Genomic DNA, 21,264 nt, shown 5'->3' with positions numbered 1-21,264 from the left:
TGTATTTATCTAATGGCCAACTTAGCAATTAAACAAGATAAAAAGTATTAGTTTTTCAATGAGCAGGGCGTATTAAAGTAATAAATGAGACTAATAAAAAGGCGTGCAATGCACGCCTTTAAATAACTATAAAACCATAGCGGCTATCCAGCCAAACACCAATAACGGAATATTAAAGTGAATAAAGGTTGGCACAACCGAATCCCAAATGTGGTCGTGTTGTCCGTCAGCATTAAGTCCTGATGTCGGCCCTAGAGTAGAGTCAGAGGCAGGGGAGCCGGCATCACCTAATGCGCCAGCCGTACCAACAAGTGCAGCGGTTGCCATTACAGAAAAGTTTAGCTCTAAACATAAAGGCACAAATAAGGTTGCAATTATAGGCACAGTCGAAAATGAACTACCAATGCCCATGGTTATAAATAAGCCGACCAATAAAATTACTGCGGCAGCTATGGGTTTATTACCGTCAAAAATGGCGGCGCTGCTATGGACTAGGCTAGCAACGTGTCCGGTTTCTTTCATTACAGCAGCAAAACCTTGCGCTGAAATCATAATAAAACCAATCATTGCCATCATGGCAACACCCTTACTAAATACGTCGCCGTTTTCTTCCCACTTAACCACACCAAATACACTAAATATAACCACCCCGACTAGGCCACCTAATATCATTGAACCACTGGCATTTTGAGCGATCAGAGAAGCAAGCACGGCAAATAAACCAACCAGCATTACCTTTTTGGGGTTTTCAACATCAGCTTGTTGGCTTTGAACTGTTAATGCTGTGCTTGTGTATTCGCGGCGTTTTCGATAACTAATAAATAGGGCAATCAACAAGCCGACAAACATACCAATAGCTGGAATTATCATTGCTAAAGGGACACTGGTATTAACAATCTCAAGGCCATTATCAACTAGATTTTTATGTAATATTGAGTATAAATAAATACCCCCAAAACCATACGGCAGCACCATGTACGAGGTGGCTAAACCAAAGGTTAAAATACAAGCAATGGCACGTCTATCTAATCGCAGTTTATTAAACACCACAAGCAGCGGCGGGATCAAAATGGGAATAAAAGCGATATGCACCGGCACCAAGTTTTGAGAAGAGATAGCACAAATCAAAATAATAAACAGAATAAAGTAGCTTAATATGGTTTCACTAGAGCCTGTTTGAGCATTTACTTTAGCGAGTAACTTAGCGGCCAAAATACGCGTTAAGCCTGACTTAGAGATAGCGACGGCAAATGCACCTAGCATCGCATAGCTTAAAGCAATTTCGGCGCCTGATGATAAGCCAGAATTAAAAGCATCAATACTTTCTTTTAAGCCCATGCCTGCGGTTAATCCGGCAACAAGCGCACTTATTGTCATTGCAACAATCACATTTACGCGGACCAAAGTGAGTCCAAGCATTAAAATAACGCCTATAATAACTGCGTTCATAGATTTCTCTGTTTTATAGATTTAATTAATTTTATCAGATCTTTAGCCTGATTTTTACGTTCTTTGGTAAATGGTTGTCTCGCATAGCGCACTTGCTCAAATAAGTGACAAAAGGCGGTTATTTGTTGCTCTGCATAGGGGGCTTGTTGACTAATGTGTTGTAATGTTTGAATAGGCGTAGCATTTTCAGGGTAGTTTATAGTGTGCTTATTAGCCCAACTGAGTATTTGATAATACTCTTTTACCAGCGGAGGTTGTTTTGTTGTTGCCTTGGGGCGGTTTATATAAATAAAATAAGCACTAAAACTTAAAATTAAAACAATAATAACCCCAAGCGGTACTAACCAAACATAAGTGTTACCAAATAGGGACGCTAATAAATCTTGTTGTTTATTTTTATCAAATCCCAGCACCCAACTAGACCATTGATAATCGAGGTTTTCCAATTCAAGGCGAAGCCAGTTTATGGCAGCATAATTACTTAAGCTAACTAAACCAAAATTAATATTATTTTTAAACTCATCATTTAATGCAGCACTCTGTGATAAAGAACCATTTAATCGTTCGGGCGCAACAACCGCTGTTGCATCAAATATTCTCCAGCCTGCATTAGTATATACCTCAACCCAAGCATGCGCATCGTATTGACGAACGGTAATATAGTCATTGCTTTGATTGTACTCGCCGCCTAAATATCCGCTAACTACCCGCGCTGGTAAACCAGCACTTCTAAAAATAAAGGCAGCTGCACTGGCATAATGACCACAAAAGCCACGTTTATTATTAAACATAAATTGATCAAGCGTATCATCACCGCGCATAGGTGTTGGCGTAAGAGTATAACTGAAGTTATTTTGCGAAAAATAATCTAGCAGTTTTTTAAAAAGCTCATCGGCGTTAGCACTACTGTTTTTTAACTGTTGCGCCAGTTGATAACTTTTTTGGTTATTACTCACCGTAAGCGTTTTATAAAAACGCTGCTCTATGTTGTTAAGTTTTTTACTAGATAATGGTTCAGTGCTAACAGAATATTGTAACACTTTGGATTTATATTGTTTTTTACGCAGCAAGCCCACTGAGTTGGAAACTACATTTTCATTGCTACTATTGGCATAGCCAAGCCCATATAACCAATCAGCCATTGCTGGCTCAGCAATTATTGAGTATTGGGTGGTATTTCCATTGCTGCTATTTTGGCTTGGTAACATCATTGCTTGCTTTAAAAATGAAGATGTTTTCCAAGCTTTACCGTCAAATTCATCATGTACAATAGCGCGCCAGTAATAAGGGGGCGTGGTTGAATTATTATCAAACTTCGCTCTAAAAACCAATTCATCGGAGTTTGATAACTTTGCAATATCAAATGGGTCTACTTGTTCAGATAGGCCTGTTTGCGCCATTTTTGGCCCAGGTAATTGCCAAAATGCAGGGAGTTTTGGTAAAAATATTAAGAGTACAACTGCCAAAGGAAAAGCCAGAAATATTATTTTAGCACTTTGTTTTGATGACAGTTTTAAACTATGACTAGATTCAAGTAACCCAAGTACAGCAAAATTTAAAATATACAGTGTACTAATAATTAAAGTGGTAAAAATAGTTTGGCTAAACAAATACACTGCTGAAAGTGAGAAGAATGTGAGGGTGATGATCAATTGATAATGCTGCTTTGTTTTTGCCTGTAGTAATTTAAAAACGCATGACAGCAAAAGCATGGCAACAAACAGCACCACAGTATCTTTAAAGCCAATACTGCTTAGCATAATAATTAATGCTACTACAGCGAGTCCGTTTGCTAACCACGCATTGGGCTTTTGTTTGTGTTTAAGAGTTAAATAAATATTCCAACCACATAACACGCTAAGCATAATAATAAAGGGTAGGGGCAAGTGTTCTATAAAAAAGCTCACTAAACCTAAGTAAATAAATGACAGAGAAAAATTTATAACGCGTTGATTTTTTATCTCATTCATAATCAGCGCCTACATTACTTAAGGCTTGTAAGCAGCGTTGCAGATGAAGCTTACCTGATCCATTTTCTATGGATTTATTGGGCAATTTCATCGAGTAATTAATGTCGCTTTCAAACGCTTGGCATACTAGGTAACACAATTGCCCTAAGCGTTGCTCGGTATCGCCTGTCATTAAATTAAAGTCAAATTGTGTATCGGCAGATTTAAAATCACTAAATTGTTTTACTAATAATTGCTGAGTTTTTGCGTAGTGTTTCCACGAAACTCGCTGCAACCCCATTTCTGGTAAGTGATTGATTAGACTGTCAAACTCATCATCGCCTAGATGTTTTTCAGCTCCTTCATCATCATTAGCAGTCATTTGGCTTAATTGTTTTTGATTTGGTGTTTTAATAATTGAAGGGTAAACATAAACGGTATGATCTGGTTGAATATAGCTCCATACACTCACCAAACCAAATGGATAATTACTGGCAATTTTTATTGGCTTTAGTAAATAGCGACCGCGCTTTAAATAAGGCAATGGTAACTGGCATTGTATGGTATCGGCTTTAACACTCTCTATATAGCAGGTGTGTTCAAAATTATTGGGATAACTTAAGGTGATCGACTGACATGTGTCGTTTGATTTTATTTGCCACACTAATTGAGGTGGCTGTGGCGCAAAATTCTCAATAGTATTTTTAAAGCTGACAGTTAAGTCTTTTGCGTTGCTATAACCTAACAACAAGGCAAAAATAATAATCACAAACATTAAATACGCCATAAACAGTATTAAATTATTTTGATAATTAATTCCCATTACAAAATTTAATAGTGCAACAATCGTAAAATATACACCCAGTGTGGAAGGCAAAACATAAATAGTATTATGCGTTAAAGTGATGCTGTTTTTTTTGTGATTATTTTTTAATAAGGTCGTTAAAATTGTACTTTTTATAGCATGAATAAAAGTAGGGCGTTTTAATTTTAAAATACCCATTGATCTAAACGGGCACTAAAACATGTTTTAAAATGTCTGCAATTTGGTTGTTGCCAGACTCACTATGCAAACCTAATCGATGCTGGCACACACTAGAAAAAACCGCTTGTACATCTTCAGGTAGAACAAAGTCTCGACCTTCAATATAGGCCCATGCCCTTGCAGATTTTGCCAGCGCCATACTGGCTCTTGGTGAAAGCGAAGCAGCTAACGATTGAGCCTCACGTGTGTAAGTCACTAATTCAATTATATAATCAATAACCGCAGCGCTTAGCGTAATATTAGCTATAGATTCTTGTATTTGTTTAAGTTGTTGCTGGTTAATTCGCTGTGGTAATTGGGAGTAATCGCGCTTTTGATTGTTTAATAGTAACCTTTTTTCAGCGTTTTTAGGTGGAAAGCCTAAGCTTATACGCATTAAAAAACGATCTAATTGCGATTCTGGCAGCGGATAAGTCCCTGCTTGATATAAAGGGTTTTGAGTAGCAATAACAAAAAACGGAGTAGGGAGCGGGTACTTTTCTCCATCTACGGTCACTTGTTGTTCTTCCATGGCTTCTAATAACGCACTTTGGGTTTTAGGACCCGCACGATTTATTTCATCAGCAAGTACTACTTGGCTAAAAATTGGGCCTTTATGAAATGAAAAACTGTGTTCTTTATTATTAAAAATATTGGTACCAATAATATCAGCGGGTAATAAATCGCTAGTAAATTGAATACGCTGATACGACAAACCCAAAACAGCAGCTAATGCATGCGATAAAGTGGTTTTACCCATACCTGGTAAGTCTTCAATTAGTAAATGACCTTCACTAAACAAACAGGTTAATGCTAATTTTATTTGTTGTTGCTTGCCAAATATAACGGTAGATAGGTCATCAATAATAGTGGTAACTAGGTGCTGCATAATGTCCTTTAATCTATCAGTTCTAAACGTTTCATTACGGCATCAACTTTTTGCGCGTTGAAAGGCTTGGCTATAAATTCTTTTGCGCCAAGTTCCCAAGTATTTTGTACGGTCTCAAAACTATTATGGCCTGAGCACATAACCACATGAGCATATGGGTGCTCATTATTGATCGACTCTAAAATTTCGATGCTTTCAGAATCAGGTAAATCAACATCTAAAAATATAACGTTGGGTGATTTTTCGCTAAGTAAGGGTTTAGCACAATCAAAATTATCACACTCAATAATGTCATCAAAACCTAAGCCGGCTAGCACTTGGCTTAAGTCAGCACGGATTTGTTTAACATCATCAATAATTAAAATTGGTTCGAGTGGGCGTACAAATTCCATATGAATACTTCAACATTTTTTACGGCTTGTGGTTTAATATTAAGCCAAGCATTAAGGAACCTCAAGGTGATAACTATGAATTACCGTAATAGTCGTTTAAATGCACTTAATGTCCGATACCGTCTAGTATTGGACTTAGTAAGCTTGAAGTTATTAAAATAGAGCGCCGCACATGCACTTAAATACCACTACCTATAATTTATATTATGTTAAATAAGGTAAGAATGTACTTTATCAAACTAACTATCGGCAATTAGGTCACTTATAAACACGGTATTTTAGTGTAAGGGGTTGTTCATTTCTAGAATAATGATGATGTGAGGATTTTCGCCCTCGTCTTTTGGAAAAGCCCATTATTACTGGGGTTAGCTAATCCTGAGCGGAAAATTAGTTAAATTTGAATTACGCTTGGTTTTAGACGAAACCTGTTCAAACTGACTCATTACCCAATCATTCCTGCTCATTATACGTTTAGAATTAGATCATTTCTGATCGTTTAACTTTCCTTTAAATACACTTTAAACGCCTTTTAAACGCTGTTTAAATATTTTGAGCTGCCGATATTTAAAGTTTTTCGGCAGCTATAATTGTATTGAACTGCGGTCCTAGCTCTATTGTGATCATAAAACCTTGGTACGATATTTTTACTTGGTTGCCTATATAAGCAAACGTATTTGGATTTTGAACAGCGTTCATTAGTTCGTGTATTTGTTCAATTGCTAATTGGCCAGTTAAGAGCTTTTCAATTTGAGCACTGCTCAATGTAACAGTGCTACTATATATAGGTGCGTTTTTACGTGATAACTCGTTTAGTAAATTTACAGGCAAGTGCCCTAGCGTAAATTGCTGGCCATCGGCTCCCGACTTTTTAAGTGCCAACTTTGCTGCTTGTAAGTTTACCTGCTTTATATAGTACTGCTTAGATTTTAAAACTGCCTCGTTAAATTGTGGTACTGCCAGCTGTTGTAAATCCTTTGACAGATTTATAACTGACTTACCCGCTGCAATGTCTGCACCTAACCATGCTTTCCCTGGATTATAATCCCAACCTAAATCAATGCCTGGTAACTTACTTAGCTCTTCACCTGTTGATGGATCAACAACATTAAATGACTCCATAAACTTATCTACTTTTTCAGGCTTGGTAACTGTTAAGCCCATATTTGCTATATCGCGCGCATTAAGTGACACCACTTTACACCTGCAGTTATAACCATTCGGTGGATAATGTGTATCCCAAAAAGGATGATCCACAGGCAATAAAATATAATTCCACTTACCGTGTTCAGGTCTTACGCGGCTATCACCAGCAGTTAAGTATAATAAATAAGGTCTGCGCTGTTTTATACGTTCTTGTTGTTGCCAACGGCCAGCTGCACGTGCGGTGTTTTTATTGTTTTGATAAATTACTTTTGAACGCCAGCCCCGCTTGCCATTGTATGACCAACCGTGATCACCCACTATTTTGTCAAAGCGTTTTCTAAAGTCCGATATAGTTTCGCCATCACTAATCGCTTTATCTACTGCTTTATATAGCTCGTTAATGATCTCGATTTGAGTTGCACCAGCAACAGTAAATGCCTTGGCGTGAATTAAGCCTTGTAAATCTTTATATGATTCACTGGTTAGCTTAATTTTGTCTTTGAAATGAGAAATGGCTTCCTTGAACTTAACAAGGTCGCCATATTGTGGAGCTGGTAAGGCCATATTATTGCTCTTTTAGTGACTGTTGAATGTCCTGAATTTCATTTCTTCGTGAATTATCACGGCTATTACCAAAGAAGAAATTCAATATTGACGCCACAACGGTGCCTAAAATAAAGCCCAAAATGGTGTCTGCAAAGCGTGTGGCGGTATCAGGAATGGTTAAAAACGTTATACAGCCTATGTATATAACCGTTGCAACCGACCAAAACCACGCATAATAATAAATGAAGCGCTTAGAAAACTTATCATCTTGATTAAGTGCCTGTATTTGCATGTTGCGGGCGCTTTGGGTGTTTTTAAACGCTAAATCATCAAGCTCTTTTTCACGGTTTAATATGGTTTGCCTGAGCTCTTGTTGTAATGCACTCGATTGCTGAATACGGTTCATAGCCTCTTGTGGTGAACCGCCATTAGTGAGTGTTTGTGCCATATCAACAACTTTAGACGCGACCTTTGATCCATTGTCGCCCCCTATCCAACTGCCTATTTTTTTATCCAAACCAGTAAGCTTTGCAAGGCCAAGTGCTATTGTAATTGGGTCCATAGTTATACCTTTATATAGTCATAGTAAGATTTGCCGCCAATTTTAATAAGCTCTAAATCTTCAAGCTTTTTATACTGACGGACGAGGCTTTTAGCAGTTGTAAAATCGCATGTGTGGTATTGAGTTACTTCATAAAGCTCTGGCATTTCTTTTTTTGCACGGCGCTTACCCCATATTTTTTCAAAACTTTTAATTGATTTAGTCGTATATTTTGCACGGGTTCGTTTACGCCAAACATCAGGAATACATGCAGGGCGCTCGTTGTCTTTAGAGTACCAGCCGCCTTTAATTACACCGTCTACGTAAACCACTAAGCTTGTTTTAGACTCAGATACGCGCCCGCGTGTCACGGTTATTTCAAACTCACCATATTTGAAAATAACGGAGCTAAAAAGCCCAGCTAAGTGCTTTTCTATCTCTGTCCACTGCTCTTTTGTAATGGCCATAAGCGCCCCGCTACAGCTTTGCTATATCGAGTGAAATTGCTTGCTCAATGCCGTTATCATCTTGCTTGTAAAAGCGGATGAAGCGGGTTGAATCAACCACGCCAACGGATTCCGCAATAATGTTCATAGCTTTAGCCCATTTGCCTGAATCGTCAGTAATTTCGAGTTTACGCAGGGCTAAAATGCGTTGCGGATTAAGCGAGCCTTGCTTATCGGTATTGAACGTTTTGCTAACAATAGCCTTAATGTTTTGATTGCCGCCTTCGGTCCATTCGTCCAGGCATTGATCAATCAATTGTTTAGCAAGAGTAAGCTCTGGGCCAAGCTCTATGCGCTCTTGGGTTTGAAGGGTTACTTTTAATTGGCTGTCAAAGGTGCGTAACATCACATTGCCTTTTTTACCGCCTAAGTTAACGCCATGTTCTTGAGCTAATAGCTCTATAAAATCGTCGGCCTCAGCCATTAAACTTTGTTTAAACTCTGCCAGTGCTTCTTGCATTTCAATCGCTTTATCAATGGCTTTTTTAACAAACTCGTCTTTGATTAAATCGGTTTGTTTGATGTTAGCAATGGCGACTAAATTGCCTTTGCCGTCTTTTAAATACCCGTCAGGAACATTATTCATTGTCTATCTCCACAGTTTTAGAATTAGCCTCGTTCATGCCTGCCATAAACTCATACTCCATTGCTGATTGGGCTACTTGAACCAATGTAGAGTCTGAAATATCAGGGAATTGTGAGGTGATTTTTTGTTTAAGTTCATCCAGGTCTTTTGATGCCTGAGCAAAATTAAAAAGCTGTTTAATGGTGTCGTCTGTTGCGTGATCAAACACATCTAACTCGTTGGTAAGCTCTACGCTTTCAGTTGGCTTTTTGGCAAACTCGGTTTTAGCAGGTGTTGCAATGCCATGGCCTTCGTCGGGCACATCAAGTATTGCTTCGCCGTCTTTTGGTTTAGGTACACCGAGCTCTTGATAAGCCCAGTCTTCACCAACTGGGACAATACGCGCTGTTTCGCGCACGCGGGTTACGGTGTCGGTGTTAATTTCGCGTTTGTCTTTAAAGATGAATTTTGGCGGTTCGCCACCATCAAAATTTACTGTATGAAGCGAATTTAAAAGCTGATTGCGGTATGACGCTACAAGCGCCCTGTCTGAGCGTTGATTATCACCTGCACGTTTTGCGTGAGTTTCGCTGGCCGCACGTGCACCACCATTTTTTTGCTCTGTTGCTAAGGTTTGACTGGTTAAAGCTTTGCTTATTTCAGCATTACAAAAGTTAACCAAGCGCTCGGGCACTGGCTCGCCAGATAGCTTGCTTTCGATGATTTCAATGCTGGTGTCATCGGGTATGGCGGCTATGCCGTCTTGAACAAGCTTAGCTAACCCATCAAGTAAGTTATTTATGTCTTTATCTTTACTGCCTATTGGGTATTTACCCACAGGAAATGGAATACCAAAGCGCTCGCATAGCTGTACAAAAAACTTAAAGCCGCCATGCTTAAACGTCCATGGCCAAAAACAACTACTTAATAATGCAATACCATACGGGTTTTCGGCACTTGGCATATGGCGAACACACGACCAACGACGAGAATCGACTATTTCGCCCTGTGGGTTTTCACTGGTTTTTACTAATAGCTCGTGATCACTATTAAACGCAAAGCGGCTGTTACGCCATGTTTCTACGTATTCGGGTTGCCAATGGTCTTTGTTTTTAATGTACTTGCCAAGGTGGGTAACACTAAAACCGTTTAAAATGGCGCTGTAATTGTGCCAGTCCATATCGGCCCATTCGGTATGTGGGCATGGTTTACGGGCAAAAAAGGCTTTAGCTAACTCATAACTTTTTAAACTGGCTGCGTCGTCACCGCCTGGCACAAGCTCAGTATTAAAGCTGAATAAGCCACTGCGCAGTGAGCGCAACTCTCCAATAACGTGAGCATCACGGGCTATTTCTTCATAAATAGCGGTGTTTTTACCCGCACGGCGCAAGATTGGATCAGGGTTTGGTAGCTCAGTAATAAGCGCTGTTAGGCTAGGGTCTAAGCGGTTTTGGTCAAACATACGGCTAAGCGCAGCGTATGCTTTTGATGTAATACGTGGCTTGCTTTTAAACATGATAGCCCCTTATTTGTTTTGTCACTTTACGGCTATTTACACGAGGAACGCCGCCTGCCCCTGTGCTGGCTATCATCCATAAAATAGCCAGGGCACAACTTAAATCGTAGTGATGGGTTGTTTGCTTTTCGGGCCAGTTTTCAAGCTCGTCGAGCAGTAAGCGACACCGTGAATGAAAGGCAATTTGTGCCGGCGTATTGGTTACATAAGTTTCAAGTGAGCCTATACGTTCTTCTGCAGATATGGTTGCAGTAACACCACGTAAAGGCAGTGCTATACCTTGCTCTAAGCCTGTAGTAATAAATTGGCTACGCATAAAATCAAAGGCATTGTTATTTTCAAAGCCCCATACGCGGCAGTTATATTCTTTTTGAGCACGAATTAAGTCGTTAAGTAAACGGCTAGTACCACGTACTTTGCGGCTTTCGTATTCAACGTGCAGCTTTTGTAAATCTTGGGAATAAAAACCCACTAATATAGCGCTGGGGTCCGCTTTTTCTGTTTTGCCCATACTTGGGTCACAAGCGCCATAAGGTATCCATTCGTTTAAGCGGTCTACCCAAAAATCAAACTGGTAAAATATGGCTTCTTCGTCACTTTTGGCAATGCCTTGCATTTCGCGGTTAAACTCACGTTTATTAGCCGCCCACATACACATTAAATCGTAGAGTGTACGTACACTTGGCCAACTGGTTTGGGCACCTTTAAGCATTTGCTTTTTACGCTTTAACCAAAATTTAAACGAGGGTTTTTGCTCAGTTGAAACAGCCTCACCCTTTGCGGCAGCACGTTTTTCAAAGCGTTTGTCGTCATGTACCATTAAATCGCGGCACTCTTCCCATAAATCCATGCGTTCAGGCATTTGTTTAATGGCTTTAAAGCGGTGAACAATATGCCCTGGAGCCTCTTCGGCGCGGCTTATTGGGTCATCGTTATTTAATACGGTATTTACACCTAAAAATTTAACGGTGCCATCGGGTGGGCCAAGGTATTGCACGGCTGCTTCTAAAAAGCGCCAACGGTTATCTCGCTCTGTGGGCGATTTAGCCTCGGCATCGGTGATAATGTCATCGGATAGCAGTAGCTTAGGGCGGCTGGCACCATGGAACGTACCGCGTACTGACTGCTCAGCACCACGGCTTTCAAAGCGTACGCCTTGCGCTGTTACAAACTCGCCTAACTTCCATACAGGGGATTTTTGGCACACTTCGGGAAAGTCTAACGCAAGATTATTATTGTTAAGCAACTCGGTTTTAACTACCTCGAGTGTTTTGGTTGGCATTTTTGTTTCAGCGCCAAACAAAATTACAAAATCAATAAATTGCTTTATTTTTTCAAGGCCCAGGTCTTGGCAAATTTCAGGGTCTTGCAATAGCGCTAACACCGCTACATACACAGGGGCAATTTTTACCCCAAGGGTACTTTTGCCCTCACCACGCGGGGCTACAAACCAGTTTTTCCAGCCATTTTTAAGCTTGAGTGCTTCGGGAAACCAGTTCATAAAATAGCTTTGGAATTCAGAGGCTGTTTGATCGTCGTCAAGCCACATATGATGCGGAAAATACGTATATACAAAAAACTCAAAATCGCCGCCAAGTACACGTTTTCGGCGTGATTTTATTGCAGCGGGGCTTGGGTCTATGTTGCGTTCTTTTGCTTCAATATCGCGGCGTAGTGAACCGGTTATTTGTTCTATTTCAGCTAAAAACTCGCGTGAATTCATATCGGCCATTAGTCGTCTAACTCCGTATCGAGCTTAGGACCAAACGCGGTGAGTATTTCAACAAATTCGGGCGCAAAGTCAGGGTATTTGGTTGACACAAACTTAGCCAAAATTTTAAGTACTTCGGTGGCAATGGTGCGCTTTTCAAGCTTTTTATTACCGCCCGACACTTTCATTACCTTGCTCATCATATCGGTAAGTGAGCTCAATATTTTGGTGCGTTGGTCAAGTGGCAGTGCTGCGCCTTCGGCTGATTTTAAAAGCTCAAAAGTTTCGTTTACTTGAATGGTAAACTCTTCAATAAAGTCGGTGGTAAACACCCCTGCTGTGCCTTCGCTACGGCGGCTTGCTGCACGGGCTAAGTCCCAATCGTCACCATTGTCTTTAGCTTCCATTTTCCAGCGTCGTGCGGTGCCATCGGCCACACTGTGCTTAATAGCGGCAACACTTAACGCAAGCAGCTCGGTTACATAGCTGTGGCGTACGGCGTTTTTCTTTTCAGCTGGGTGTGCCATTAGCCCGCCATCCCATTTTTTACAGCATAGGCAATAAGCGACACAGCCAAACCCGCAGTGCCACCCATGGCAGCTACTTTAACGCGTTGGTTTGTTAGCTTTTCTTCAACTTTGCTTAAGCGGTCATCTTGCTTATTAATGGCTGCAATTTGGCGTTTTTCACTTTTTTCTATATCAAGCTTTAAGCCATCGGTTATTTCTTTTTGACGCGCTTCGCTTTTTTCAATGCTTTGATGAATATCGGCTTTTATATCTTTTAGGTCATTTAAAATAGCGGCTTGACTGCCCTGTATTTCACCAATGGCCTGAAAAAGTAAGTTTTCTTGCTCTTGATTCATGGGTGTTCCTTACGGGTTAAATACTTTAATGCCCGTCCAGGTAGGCGTGCGCACATCAAAATGAAACCAGCTCACTTGCCCTTCAATGGCGGTGATATACGGGAATTCTTGCGGGTGGGCTAATACGTAGTCACGTACTTGTTGAGCAGTGTAGTTTTTAAAGCTGCAGTCGAATGCTTTGCCTAGCTTATGTTGGCTGCGTTTAGCACCTATGGTGCAATCAAGTGGGCGGTAGCCACGGTATTGATTTGCGCCGCCAAAATACCAGTTGTTTACGGTGCATGGGCCAAACGTGTCGCGTAGTTTTTGCAGCATGCGCAATGCGCGGTCATCAAATAAATGAATTAAAAATAATGGGGTATCGTTAAATAGTTCAAACGTGGCTTTAGGTACCAACTCTTGAAATATAAAACTTGGGGCAGTAGGAACGGCCACTCTTTGTTTAAGAGCCATGCTGTTGAGTCCTTATTTTGTTGGTTAAACGTTGTTTTACTAGGACGTAACAGGCAGGTAAGCGGGTATTACGCACCGGCTTTTTATTCGCTGGGTTTAGCAGCTCTTTCACGCGGGTACGCAATGCGGGCAGGTCTTTTAACGGGCAACGGCGAGAAATCGCAATTTGCTCGGCTTTAGAACTGGCCTTAATAATTTGTTGAGCTAATAACTCAATAAATGGCGCATGCACTGTATTTGTCATGCTGGTAGTAAATCAATTTATTTGGGGAGATTCCGCTGTAAAGTAGTTTTCAGCGTGGGATATTCAGGCAATATACTAGGTTAGAACGAATACAATGTTTTTTGCAATAGAACTCTTACTCTTTCTAAAGTAATATTGATTAATTAATAAAAAATCAATGGGAAATCAGATGAGTATATTAAACATATTTTCTAAAAGGCAAAAAGCATTACGAGGTGAAATTCCTGATGTATACCAATACGAAACTATACCTGAAGTCTTAAAGGTTCAAATTATACACATAATTAAAGACACAGTTGGTACTATAACTGGTGGTGGTTACAACACTAGCTTATCTGATAGTGTTTATCATGAAGTTAATAAAAAATTGAGTAAGGAGTACGGTCAATTTTCACTATCAAATATACATGATAAAGCTATTTTTGAGGCGGTTTATGAATATTTTTTCGATGAAAATGATGTTGAAAAATGTTTAGACATTATTGAGTTAACTTTTCGTCTAATTGATACAAGCGTAAGGGAAAACTATTACCGCTTTGAAAGAGAGCAAGGCACAACTCAATCGCCACAAAGTGCAATCGATGAACTAAATATTCGATTTAAAGAACATGGTGTAGGATATGAATTTAGTGATGGTGAGATTATTAGAATAGACTCTCAATTTTTGCATTCTGAAGTAGTCAAACCTACATTAAATGTACTTCAGGTTAGTAAATTTCTAGAAGGTGCAAAGCAAGAGTTTTTATCAGCACACTCTCATTACAGACATAAAAAATACAAAGAGTCTTTAAATGAATGTCTAAAAGCTTTTGAAAGTACTTTAAAAGCAATTTGTAAAAAGCATGATTGGGATCACTCAGAAAATAACACAGCAAAAAAATTGCTGAATATTTGTTTAACAAACGGTTTAGTACCTAGTTATATGCAAGAACAGTTCAATCAATTTCTCGGATTATTATCAAGCGGCGTGCCTACCATCAGAAATAAAGAAAGTGGTCACGGACAAGGAGCAGAAGTAAAGAATGTTTCACCTGAACTTGTAAGTTATACACTCCATCTAACAGCATCAAATATATTGTTTTTAAGTGAGTGTGAGAAAAAGCTATGAATAATTCATGTGTTCATAAGAATAACCCTAATTATTTACCTAATGAACCTTACGCCAAAGGTGTATGGCGAGGAAAGAAAATTGAAGCTTTTGAGTCAGAAGCTTACGGTTGTGTTGTTTTTTATAGTGGCTCAGGTGAAGAAGTAGATGCTGAAATAGATGAAATTAACGAATTGTTTGAGGAATTAGTTCCAATTGTTATTGAAAAGACTTAACTATTAATCTCTCTAAACGCATCCCTATACTCATCCATTAAACCCGTTACATTTAACCCCATAGTTTTACGTTGGTTGATGTAACGGGCTAAGAGGTTTAAACCATATTTGTACTGCCACTGCTTAGGTTTAACGCCGCCGCTAAGTTGTAACGCAGTGAGCAGTACAAAATTGTTATTTTTCATAACAAGTTAAGCTGTGTCTCGTGCGCCCGTTCGTCTTGGTATGCACTGTAAATACTGCTTACTTGCTGGCGGGTTATTTTAAAACGCTTAACCAGCTGCTGAATGTTGCAGGTTTTGGTGTCTAGCGCCTCACAAATTTGTTGATTACGAATTTGCATAAGCACTTTGTGCAACATGGGTATTTGGTAGCTTGAGCCTACATTGGCATTTATTAGCTCTTGCACGAAGGCTTTACCAAATACCTTTACTACTTCGTGATTCTCGGTTGGCTTTTCAGGAATATAAAACATTTGCCCTTGTTGCTCGGTAAGTACGGCAATGGTTTGTTCAACCCCTAAGTGTTTAACAATGCGACGTAGGCCGTGGGGTAATGCCCGTAAATCTATGCTTGATTCGCTCATGATTGCTCCTCAAATAAATAATCTAAGTCATGTTCGCGATCTATTCGGCGTTGCTCTTGATAGGCTTCTACATCACGGCGAACACGGCATTTTTGCTTGTCTTTTTTTTTACATTACGGTAGCGTTTTTCCTCTGTATAAGCGGCCTTACGCGGGTTAATAGTAAAGTTTTGGTACTCTTGGTAATTAGCCATTTACACCCCCTGCTTTGCTTTATGGCGTGCAAGCCATTGCTTAAGTACTTCAATAATATGCGGCCATTGCTGGGCGCTTTGGCTTAGCTTTTTGCCTTGTAAGTGTTTTTCACAAAACGCATCGCAGGCCTGTTTTGAATCAATGTTTACCGCACCTGCGCGGCTCAATTGGCCCCACAGGCTGTAAATCATTTTTAGTTGTGCGGGTAACTGTGTTTTACCAGCATTTGGGTTCATAGCACGGTAACGTGCAAGCAGTTGCTGTTGCTCAAGCTTGGTTAAACCTGTGCAGGTATTAACACGGCCATCGCAAATGTACGACACATTAAGTTGGTGGGTATCTTGGTCGATACCAGCCGCCTTTTGTGCAATTTTGATTTGCTGGATCAAGTTGCTCACGCTATGTCCTCCAGGGCTGCAATTTCAAAGTGTGGCGCTTGGCCTATGCCAATAATTTTAATGCCCCAGTCTTTCATGCCGCTGGTATAAACCAGCGGAAAATCACGATAGATATTATTAAAACGTCTTGCTGTGTGGGCATGAGAGTTAATTTCATGCACATGGTGAATACTAAATAACTTGTCGGCAGCAATGGTTGCAAAGGCCGCTTTAATGTTGCCATCGCATTTATCTATGAGCTCGCCTTGTGGGTCTTTTTTAGCAAGTAGGCTAAGCATTAATGCGTTTGTAACCAACGAGCTAAATGCTAAATGCGCTGTGTAACGTGATGTGTTTAATTTTATTGAAAATGCCATGATTAAATCCTTATTTAAATTATGTTTAAACGGCGTTTAAACCGCTGGTTTATTAAGTACTGATGAAAAAATGCCATTAACTAACAGCTTGTCTACGGCGGTGTCTGGGTTTTTGTTGGTGTGGTTAAGCAAGTGCGGTAGCAGGTTTTCAACCAGCTCACGGGCGTTACCTTCAACGCGTTTGTGCAGCCATTGCCACCATTTTGCATCGTCTTGGGCGAGTTTTACGGTGCCCTCGGTTAGCTCTAAAAACAGGGTGCGAATGTCTTCAACGGTTATTTGGCCGATAGGTTTAGGCCAAAAGCACACGCGGCTTGCAATGAGTTCGTAGCGCTCTTGGGTTTGCAGTTTGTCTACTAGTTGAATGTTGCCAACCAAGGTTACGCCTACAATGGCTTGGTCGCTTATGGTGCGCAGTGGGTCGAGCGAGTTTGGTTTGCATTTGTCGGCTTCGTCTAAAATTATTAGGCGGTCGGTATCGCGCAGTGCTTGAATAATTTTTTGCATGTTTTTATACGCGCTTGGGCAGCGCGATAAGCCCAGGGCTAACGTTAGTTGCTCAAGCACTTGGGTGCTGCTGGTTTGCTCACTGCCGGCAATTAAAATGGCTTCTTTGTTGTGGCGGCAATACTCCGCAATACCTTTGGTTTTACCCAGCCCTGCTTGGCCTGCAAATACACTAAAGCGTTTACGTTGGCGAGCTTGGTCGCAGGCCATAGCAATAAGTTTAGATGTACTGGTAGGAATAAACCGCACATCACCGTACACAATACTGATTTGTTTGCGTTCTGGTTGCTCGTTAATTGTTTTAACTTGCTCTACCTCTGCAGGGCAAATAAGCGCCCAAATGTCATGCAAGTGCTTAGTAGGCTTGGCGTTGTATTTACCGTTAATGAGTTGGCTTATTGATGCAGGGCTTTTACCCATGCTCACAGCAATACTGGCGCTAGTAATGTTTTGGTCGCGTATTTCGGGTGATTGCAAACGCAAGCAAATACGCGCTGCCAGTTCACGATCGGCTTTGTTGTACGACTTATTAAAGCCATTACGTTTTTCAATGTCGGTAATAGCGGCTTCACCAAATAGCTTATGCCACATAGCCACAATGACTTTTTCAGGGTTAATGGTGCATTTATTTGCCAGTACTTCTTTAACTGATTGCAGGGCAAAACCACAGTTTAGCTCCTCAATGGTCATGCCTGTGGTGCTTAACTCTTGGTTAATTAACTCAACACGGTGCGTTTGCTCGGCTGTGTATGGGTGAGGTTGGCTATAGCTCATAAGTTGTTTCCTTGCGTAAATTGGGTTGATCAAGTAATTCGTTTAGGTCGATTTCGTGCTGCGGCTGTGTTGGCGTTACATCAAAATCAAAAATGTTTACGGGTGCTTGTTGTGCCTCAATCCCCTTAATAGGTGCAGCAAACTTAGTTACAGACTCAACATCAATAATGCGGTCTTGGGTTTCTTGGGCCTCGATTTCACGGCGCTTGGTGTCGATGCGTTTTAAGCGGCCTGTACGGCGTTTGCTTTCGGCTTGCTCAATACGTGACGTAGGCACTGCATGCGATTTAGTTTTTAAGTTAGCGAACATTAAAAACTCACCGTTTAGCTTATAAAGCTTGGTGTAGCTGTCGTCGTGTAGGTCGTAGGCGGCAACAAGCTCTTGGCCATTAAACTGGTGTAAAAAGTCGGCACTGTAATCACGTTGGTGCAAGCGAAAACGGCCACGACGAATGTTGACGGTTTCGCGCGGTAGCATTACAAAGTCGCCCTCTACTGGGGGCACGCGCTCTACGTTTTCGTTCCATACTTGCTGGCGTGTTTTGCCCTTAACTTCAGGGTGCTCACTGTTGTGGTAGTCGTTTAAAAACGCTTTAAACTCAGCTATCCATTCGTCTACAGTAGGCAGTTTGCGTTTGCCTTGTTTAGCCTCTTTAAGTACCAGTTGCTTATGGCGATCGTCGTGGTCGCGCCCGCAATAGGTGCTAAAGCGTTTACCAACGCGGTCTTCCATGTGTAAAAAGAACCGCTCTATCCACTTAACACGGGCATTGCCTGGTATGGCAAAAATAACGTCTATTTCAAACTGTGCATAAAAGCCAGTTGTATCGTCGTTCATGAGTTTGTTTTTGTAGCCTGAGCCGTTATCTAGGTAAAACATGGCAGGCACGTTGTTATGCACTTTAATAGCGCGGCTTATTGCTGCTAGCGTATCAAGTGTGCTTTCGGCATAGCCAAGTTCCCAGCCCACAATGCAGCGGCTTGCTACGTCTTGAAACGCGGTTAACTCAGCACGGTAAGGCTTACCCGTTTTAGGGTGCGCTAGGTATACGTCGAGCGTGTGGCCATCGCCGTTATACATAACGCCTGGCTTAATATTATTAGTAGAGCGCAACAAATGATCTTTATGTTTTTCACGGTACAGTTTTGCACCCATACGATACGGGCTTTGTGGGCCAAGCTCGTGCGGCAGTGCATTTATAAAACGGCGCACTTGATGATGCTCGGCTTTATAACCCTCTTTATTTAGTTGGTCGCTCACTTGTGCAAAGCTTGGGCTATTAGGGCTGTGGTAAAGCTCTAAGCAGCGGGCAAGCCAGCTATATTGTGTTTGAGCTTTGCCTTTATGGTTTGGCAATAAGCTGTTAATGCCGTTGTCTTTGTAGGCATTGCACCAGTTATAAATGGTTGCGCGCCCTGGTAACTTACCCAGTGCATCAATAGCGGTTGCAAGTGTGGCCATTGCTGTATTTGCGCGGTACGCGGTTACAAGCGCTTCAAACGCTTTAGGTATGCCGCACTCTTGCGTTAATAAATGGCGTACTATTACCGCCCTACTTTGGGCTTTTTTACGGGCTGTTTCGCTGGCATTTTGCCAACTTAGTTCCAAGCCTGTGCTTGGCAACTTATTGTATTTTTGTACTGCAGGATGCATTGCTCTCTCCTACTCGCGGGTTTTAATTCGGTCGTTAAACATGGCGAGCATGTATTCACGGTTTGCTTGGGCGTCTTGCCATTCGTCTTCTGCAAATTGCGGTATGCGCTCAGCGCCGGCTAAATGCTCGGGGCCAAACTCGCCGCTTAAACGGTTGAGCATGTGGGTAATACGCTGTTGTATGCCTAACCATAAATGCCAGGTGGTTTGTGCCGCACCTATGCGGTGGTTTAGGTCAAGGTCACGGGCGTTACAAAGCTGCTCGGTCATGGCTATAAACTCTTCGAGCGACTCGTTAACAACGGCATTATGTGCAAACGATTTTTGTCGCACCTGTGCAACTAGCATAGGTAGCTCGTACATTTGTTTAGGGGCCTTGGTTAAACGCTCAGTTTCAAGGGCGTTAATTAGCGAGGCTGTGCTTTCTTCAAGCTCTTGCGTTCGCTCAGTTAGCTTTTGTACTTGAGCGCGAATTTCTTTGCCGCTGGTTTCGGCCAGTACATCAAGGTCGTCATCATCCAACTGGGCAATAGACTCAAGCGGTACTTTGGTCAGCTCGCTAAGTTGGTGTTGGCTCATATTCAAAAGCGACAATTTGTCGCTTTTGCCTTTTGGTAAAGCTGAGAGCATTTTAGAAATAGCTATTGAGCGCTGTGCAGTACGTTTGTGAATGCCTCGTTCTTCTAATAAAGCTAAGAATTCACCATGAGAAACCTGTTCTTTAACATTAAGCAAAATAAAGCCTGCCTCTGCGGCATCGGTAAATTGGCGGTTGGCTAAAAACACTACGCGGTCCATGCATTCGGCTACGCTTTGTGGCATCACTATGTTGAGTGGTGTTTTAAGTTTTTGTAGCTGGTGTTCAATTTCGTTGGCGTTTTCTTTACCTACTACATCGACTAAATTAGTGCTCATGGCCACCTCCTAGTTTTATAGCGTGGCGCTGCGCTACTGCAAGGTGTAATTGGTTTTGCTCAGCTTGTTGCTCAAGTTTTGCTACCTCTTGCCATAGCTCATCAATGCTCATAGTTAAATCAACACCCAATGACTTAGCTAGTGCCTTAAAATTTGCATTGTTAATATCAATATTTGTGTCGTCTTTATGGTCAGTTTCCTGAATTTCAGACGGTTCTTGGTCTTTGATAGTCATTATTCGTTAGCCTTAGTTGGGTTTTATAGCGGGTGGTGTAATGGTGACGTCATTCTTGATTATCGTCGTTTGTCAGTAGCGACTCAGCTATATAGCGCTGCATTGCGGTGCGCTCTTCTATTTCCATTTGCAGCTCAGCATGTTGTTGCAATAGTTGCGAGCGCTGGTCAACCGCTTTAAACAAAATAGGTTTGAGCAATATATTGGCAGGCTCAGTTGAGCGCACGGCGTAACACAGTGCAGGTAAAAAATGCATGGGCATATAGTGAGCTTGGCTGGGGGCTAGCCATTTATTTAGTTTGGCTTGGTCAACCTCGTTATTTTGTGAGTGTAGTGCGTCGTTCATGCGGTCAGCTATTACGGGGCGGCTAAAGCCTGAACGCTTCATGGCTGAACATACACTGTGAATAAACAGGTGATATATATCGCAGTCTGGCGCTATATCGGCATCGAGAATGCTTTTAGTGAGTTGTTTTTGCTGTGCCATTGTTAACTGTTCCATGGTAAAAATCTCTTACAAAATTACATT

At 41.2% G+C, this 21,264-nt stretch carries 27 protein-coding genes; 2 read left to right on the top strand and 25 right to left on the bottom strand.

All coding sequences use genetic code 11. From position 1 onward, the window contains the following. Window positions 1-126: 126 nt before the first annotated feature. The 15 genes from AN392_RS06250 to AN392_RS06180 form a co-directional block, all read right to left on the bottom strand. Window positions 127-1,449, bottom strand: coding sequence for a Na+/H+ antiporter family protein (locus tag AN392_RS06250; RefSeq protein WP_010389979.1), 1,323 nt, complete (start codon window positions 1,447-1,449; stop codon window positions 127-129). Continuing rightward, on the bottom strand, window positions 1,446-3,419 hold the full coding sequence (locus AN392_RS06245) for a DUF3488 and transglutaminase-like domain-containing protein (RefSeq protein WP_055012206.1): 1,974 nt from the start codon (window positions 3,417-3,419) through the stop codon (window positions 1,446-1,448). Before AN392_RS06245 ends, AN392_RS06250 begins: the two co-directional genes overlap by 4 nt. Next, window positions 3,412-4,401, bottom strand: coding sequence for a DUF58 domain-containing protein (locus tag AN392_RS06240; protein ID WP_055012205.1), 990 nt, complete (start codon window positions 4,399-4,401; stop codon window positions 3,412-3,414). Before AN392_RS06240 ends, AN392_RS06245 begins: the two co-directional genes overlap by 8 nt. A 4-nt stretch (window positions 4,402-4,405) precedes the next feature. Beyond that, entirely contained in the window at window positions 4,406-5,311 is a 906-nt protein-coding gene (locus tag AN392_RS06235) for a MoxR family ATPase (protein ID WP_055012204.1), read from the bottom strand. Between the two features lie 8 nt (window positions 5,312-5,319). Further along, window positions 5,320-5,703: a response regulator gene (locus AN392_RS06230; RefSeq protein ID WP_055012203.1), complete on the bottom strand. Its 384-nt coding sequence runs from the start codon at window positions 5,701-5,703 to the stop codon at window positions 5,320-5,322. Window positions 5,704-6,267: 564 nt separating this feature from the next. Beyond that, window positions 6,268-7,410 carry a phage minor head protein gene (locus AN392_RS06225; protein ID WP_055012202.1) on the bottom strand — a complete coding sequence of 381 codons (1,143 nt, stop codon included), beginning with the start codon at window positions 7,408-7,410 and terminating at the stop codon, window positions 6,268-6,270. Window position 7,411: 1 nt separating this feature from the next. Next, window positions 7,412-7,954 (bottom strand): hypothetical protein, encoded by a 543-nt coding sequence (locus AN392_RS06220; protein ID WP_055012201.1) that lies wholly within the window; start codon window positions 7,952-7,954, stop codon window positions 7,412-7,414. Window positions 7,955-7,956: 2 nt separating this feature from the next. After that, window positions 7,957-8,400 carry a hypothetical protein gene (locus AN392_RS06215; RefSeq protein WP_055012200.1) on the bottom strand — a complete coding sequence of 148 codons (444 nt, stop codon included), beginning with the start codon at window positions 8,398-8,400 and terminating at the stop codon, window positions 7,957-7,959. A gap of 10 nt (window positions 8,401-8,410) precedes the next feature. Then, entirely contained in the window at window positions 8,411-9,025 is a 615-nt protein-coding gene (locus tag AN392_RS06210) for a DUF3164 family protein (protein WP_055012199.1), read from the bottom strand. Next, window positions 9,018-10,520 (bottom strand): DUF935 family protein, encoded by a 1,503-nt coding sequence (locus AN392_RS06205; protein ID WP_055012198.1) that lies wholly within the window; start codon window positions 10,518-10,520, stop codon window positions 9,018-9,020. Before AN392_RS06205 ends, AN392_RS06210 begins: the two co-directional genes overlap by 8 nt. Then, the gene (locus AN392_RS06200; protein WP_055012197.1) at window positions 10,513-12,252 is read right to left on the bottom strand and encodes a hypothetical protein; all 1,740 of its coding nucleotides are present in this window, start codon (window positions 12,250-12,252) and stop codon (window positions 10,513-10,515) included. The genes AN392_RS06205 and AN392_RS06200 overlap by 8 nt, the downstream gene beginning before the upstream one ends. Then, window positions 12,252-12,758, bottom strand: a complete 507-nt coding sequence (locus AN392_RS06195) for a DUF1804 family protein (RefSeq protein ID WP_055012196.1) — start codon at window positions 12,756-12,758, stop codon at window positions 12,252-12,254. The genes AN392_RS06200 and AN392_RS06195 overlap by 1 nt, the downstream gene beginning before the upstream one ends. Then, entirely contained in the window at window positions 12,758-13,096 is a 339-nt protein-coding gene (locus AN392_RS06190) for a hypothetical protein (RefSeq protein ID WP_055012195.1), read from the bottom strand. The genes AN392_RS06195 and AN392_RS06190 overlap by 1 nt, the downstream gene beginning before the upstream one ends. A 9-nt stretch (window positions 13,097-13,105) precedes the next feature. After that, complete coding sequence (locus AN392_RS06185) at window positions 13,106-13,549, bottom strand: hypothetical protein (RefSeq protein ID WP_055012194.1); 444 nt, start codon at window positions 13,547-13,549, stop codon at window positions 13,106-13,108. Next, the gene (locus AN392_RS06180) at window positions 13,539-13,793 is read right to left on the bottom strand and encodes a hypothetical protein (protein ID WP_039036983.1); all 255 of its coding nucleotides are present in this window, start codon (window positions 13,791-13,793) and stop codon (window positions 13,539-13,541) included. The genes AN392_RS06185 and AN392_RS06180 overlap by 11 nt, the downstream gene beginning before the upstream one ends. A 169-nt stretch (window positions 13,794-13,962) precedes the next feature. Here AN392_RS06180 and AN392_RS06175 point away from each other — a divergent pair, with 169 nt between their 5' ends. Together AN392_RS06175 and AN392_RS06170 are read left to right on the top strand one after the other, a co-directional pair. Continuing rightward, window positions 13,963-14,901, top strand: a complete 939-nt coding sequence (locus AN392_RS06175; protein ID WP_055012193.1) for an STM4504/CBY_0614 family protein — start codon at window positions 13,963-13,965, stop codon at window positions 14,899-14,901. Beyond that, window positions 14,898-15,116, top strand: coding sequence for a hypothetical protein (locus tag AN392_RS06170; protein WP_055012192.1), 219 nt, complete (start codon window positions 14,898-14,900; stop codon window positions 15,114-15,116). Before AN392_RS06175 ends, AN392_RS06170 begins: the two co-directional genes overlap by 4 nt. Here the strand turns inward: AN392_RS06170 and AN392_RS06165 are convergent. The 10 genes from AN392_RS06165 to AN392_RS06120 form a co-directional block, all read right to left on the bottom strand. Further along, the gene (locus AN392_RS06165; RefSeq protein ID WP_055012191.1) at window positions 15,113-15,301 is read right to left on the bottom strand and encodes a hypothetical protein; all 189 of its coding nucleotides are present in this window, start codon (window positions 15,299-15,301) and stop codon (window positions 15,113-15,115) included. The genes AN392_RS06170 and AN392_RS06165 overlap by 4 nt on opposite strands. After that, on the bottom strand, window positions 15,298-15,702 hold the full coding sequence (locus tag AN392_RS06160) for a Mor transcription activator family protein (RefSeq protein ID WP_055012190.1): 405 nt from the start codon (window positions 15,700-15,702) through the stop codon (window positions 15,298-15,300). The genes AN392_RS06165 and AN392_RS06160 overlap by 4 nt, the downstream gene beginning before the upstream one ends. 67 nt (window positions 15,703-15,769) lie before the next feature. After that, window positions 15,770-15,895 carry a hypothetical protein gene (locus tag AN392_RS18775; protein ID WP_268796082.1) on the bottom strand — a complete coding sequence of 42 codons (126 nt, stop codon included), beginning with the start codon at window positions 15,893-15,895 and terminating at the stop codon, window positions 15,770-15,772. Next, complete coding sequence (locus AN392_RS06150) at window positions 15,896-16,294, bottom strand: phage protein GemA/Gp16 family protein (protein ID WP_055012189.1); 399 nt, start codon at window positions 16,292-16,294, stop codon at window positions 15,896-15,898. It abuts the gene before it with no gap. Further along, window positions 16,291-16,650 (bottom strand): hypothetical protein, encoded by a 360-nt coding sequence (locus AN392_RS06145; protein WP_055012188.1) that lies wholly within the window; start codon window positions 16,648-16,650, stop codon window positions 16,291-16,293. The genes AN392_RS06150 and AN392_RS06145 overlap by 4 nt, the downstream gene beginning before the upstream one ends. A gap of 36 nt (window positions 16,651-16,686) precedes the next feature. Next, a complete protein-coding gene (locus AN392_RS06140) occupies window positions 16,687-17,931 on the bottom strand; it encodes an AAA family ATPase (protein ID WP_055012187.1) in 1,245 nt (414 codons plus the stop codon). After that, the gene (locus AN392_RS06135) at window positions 17,921-19,585 is read right to left on the bottom strand and encodes a Mu transposase C-terminal domain-containing protein (protein ID WP_055012186.1); all 1,665 of its coding nucleotides are present in this window, start codon (window positions 19,583-19,585) and stop codon (window positions 17,921-17,923) included. The genes AN392_RS06140 and AN392_RS06135 overlap by 11 nt, the downstream gene beginning before the upstream one ends. A 9-nt stretch (window positions 19,586-19,594) precedes the next feature. Continuing rightward, a complete protein-coding gene (locus AN392_RS06130; RefSeq protein WP_055012185.1) occupies window positions 19,595-20,500 on the bottom strand; it encodes a hypothetical protein in 906 nt (301 codons plus the stop codon). After that, on the bottom strand, window positions 20,490-20,735 hold the full coding sequence (locus AN392_RS06125) for a hypothetical protein (protein WP_055012184.1): 246 nt from the start codon (window positions 20,733-20,735) through the stop codon (window positions 20,490-20,492). The genes AN392_RS06130 and AN392_RS06125 overlap by 11 nt, the downstream gene beginning before the upstream one ends. Window positions 20,736-20,784: 49 nt before the next feature. Continuing rightward, on the bottom strand, window positions 20,785-21,237 hold the full coding sequence (locus AN392_RS06120) for a hypothetical protein (protein WP_055012183.1): 453 nt from the start codon (window positions 21,235-21,237) through the stop codon (window positions 20,785-20,787). Between the last annotated feature and the right edge of the window lie 27 nt (window positions 21,238-21,264).

This window comes from Pseudoalteromonas sp. P1-16-1b (assembly GCF_001401785.1).
Classification (GTDB): Bacteria; Pseudomonadota; Gammaproteobacteria; order Enterobacterales; family Alteromonadaceae; genus Pseudoalteromonas; species Pseudoalteromonas undina.
Note: the sequence above shows the minus strand (reverse complement) of the source record. Positions and strands in the feature narration are given on the sequence as shown.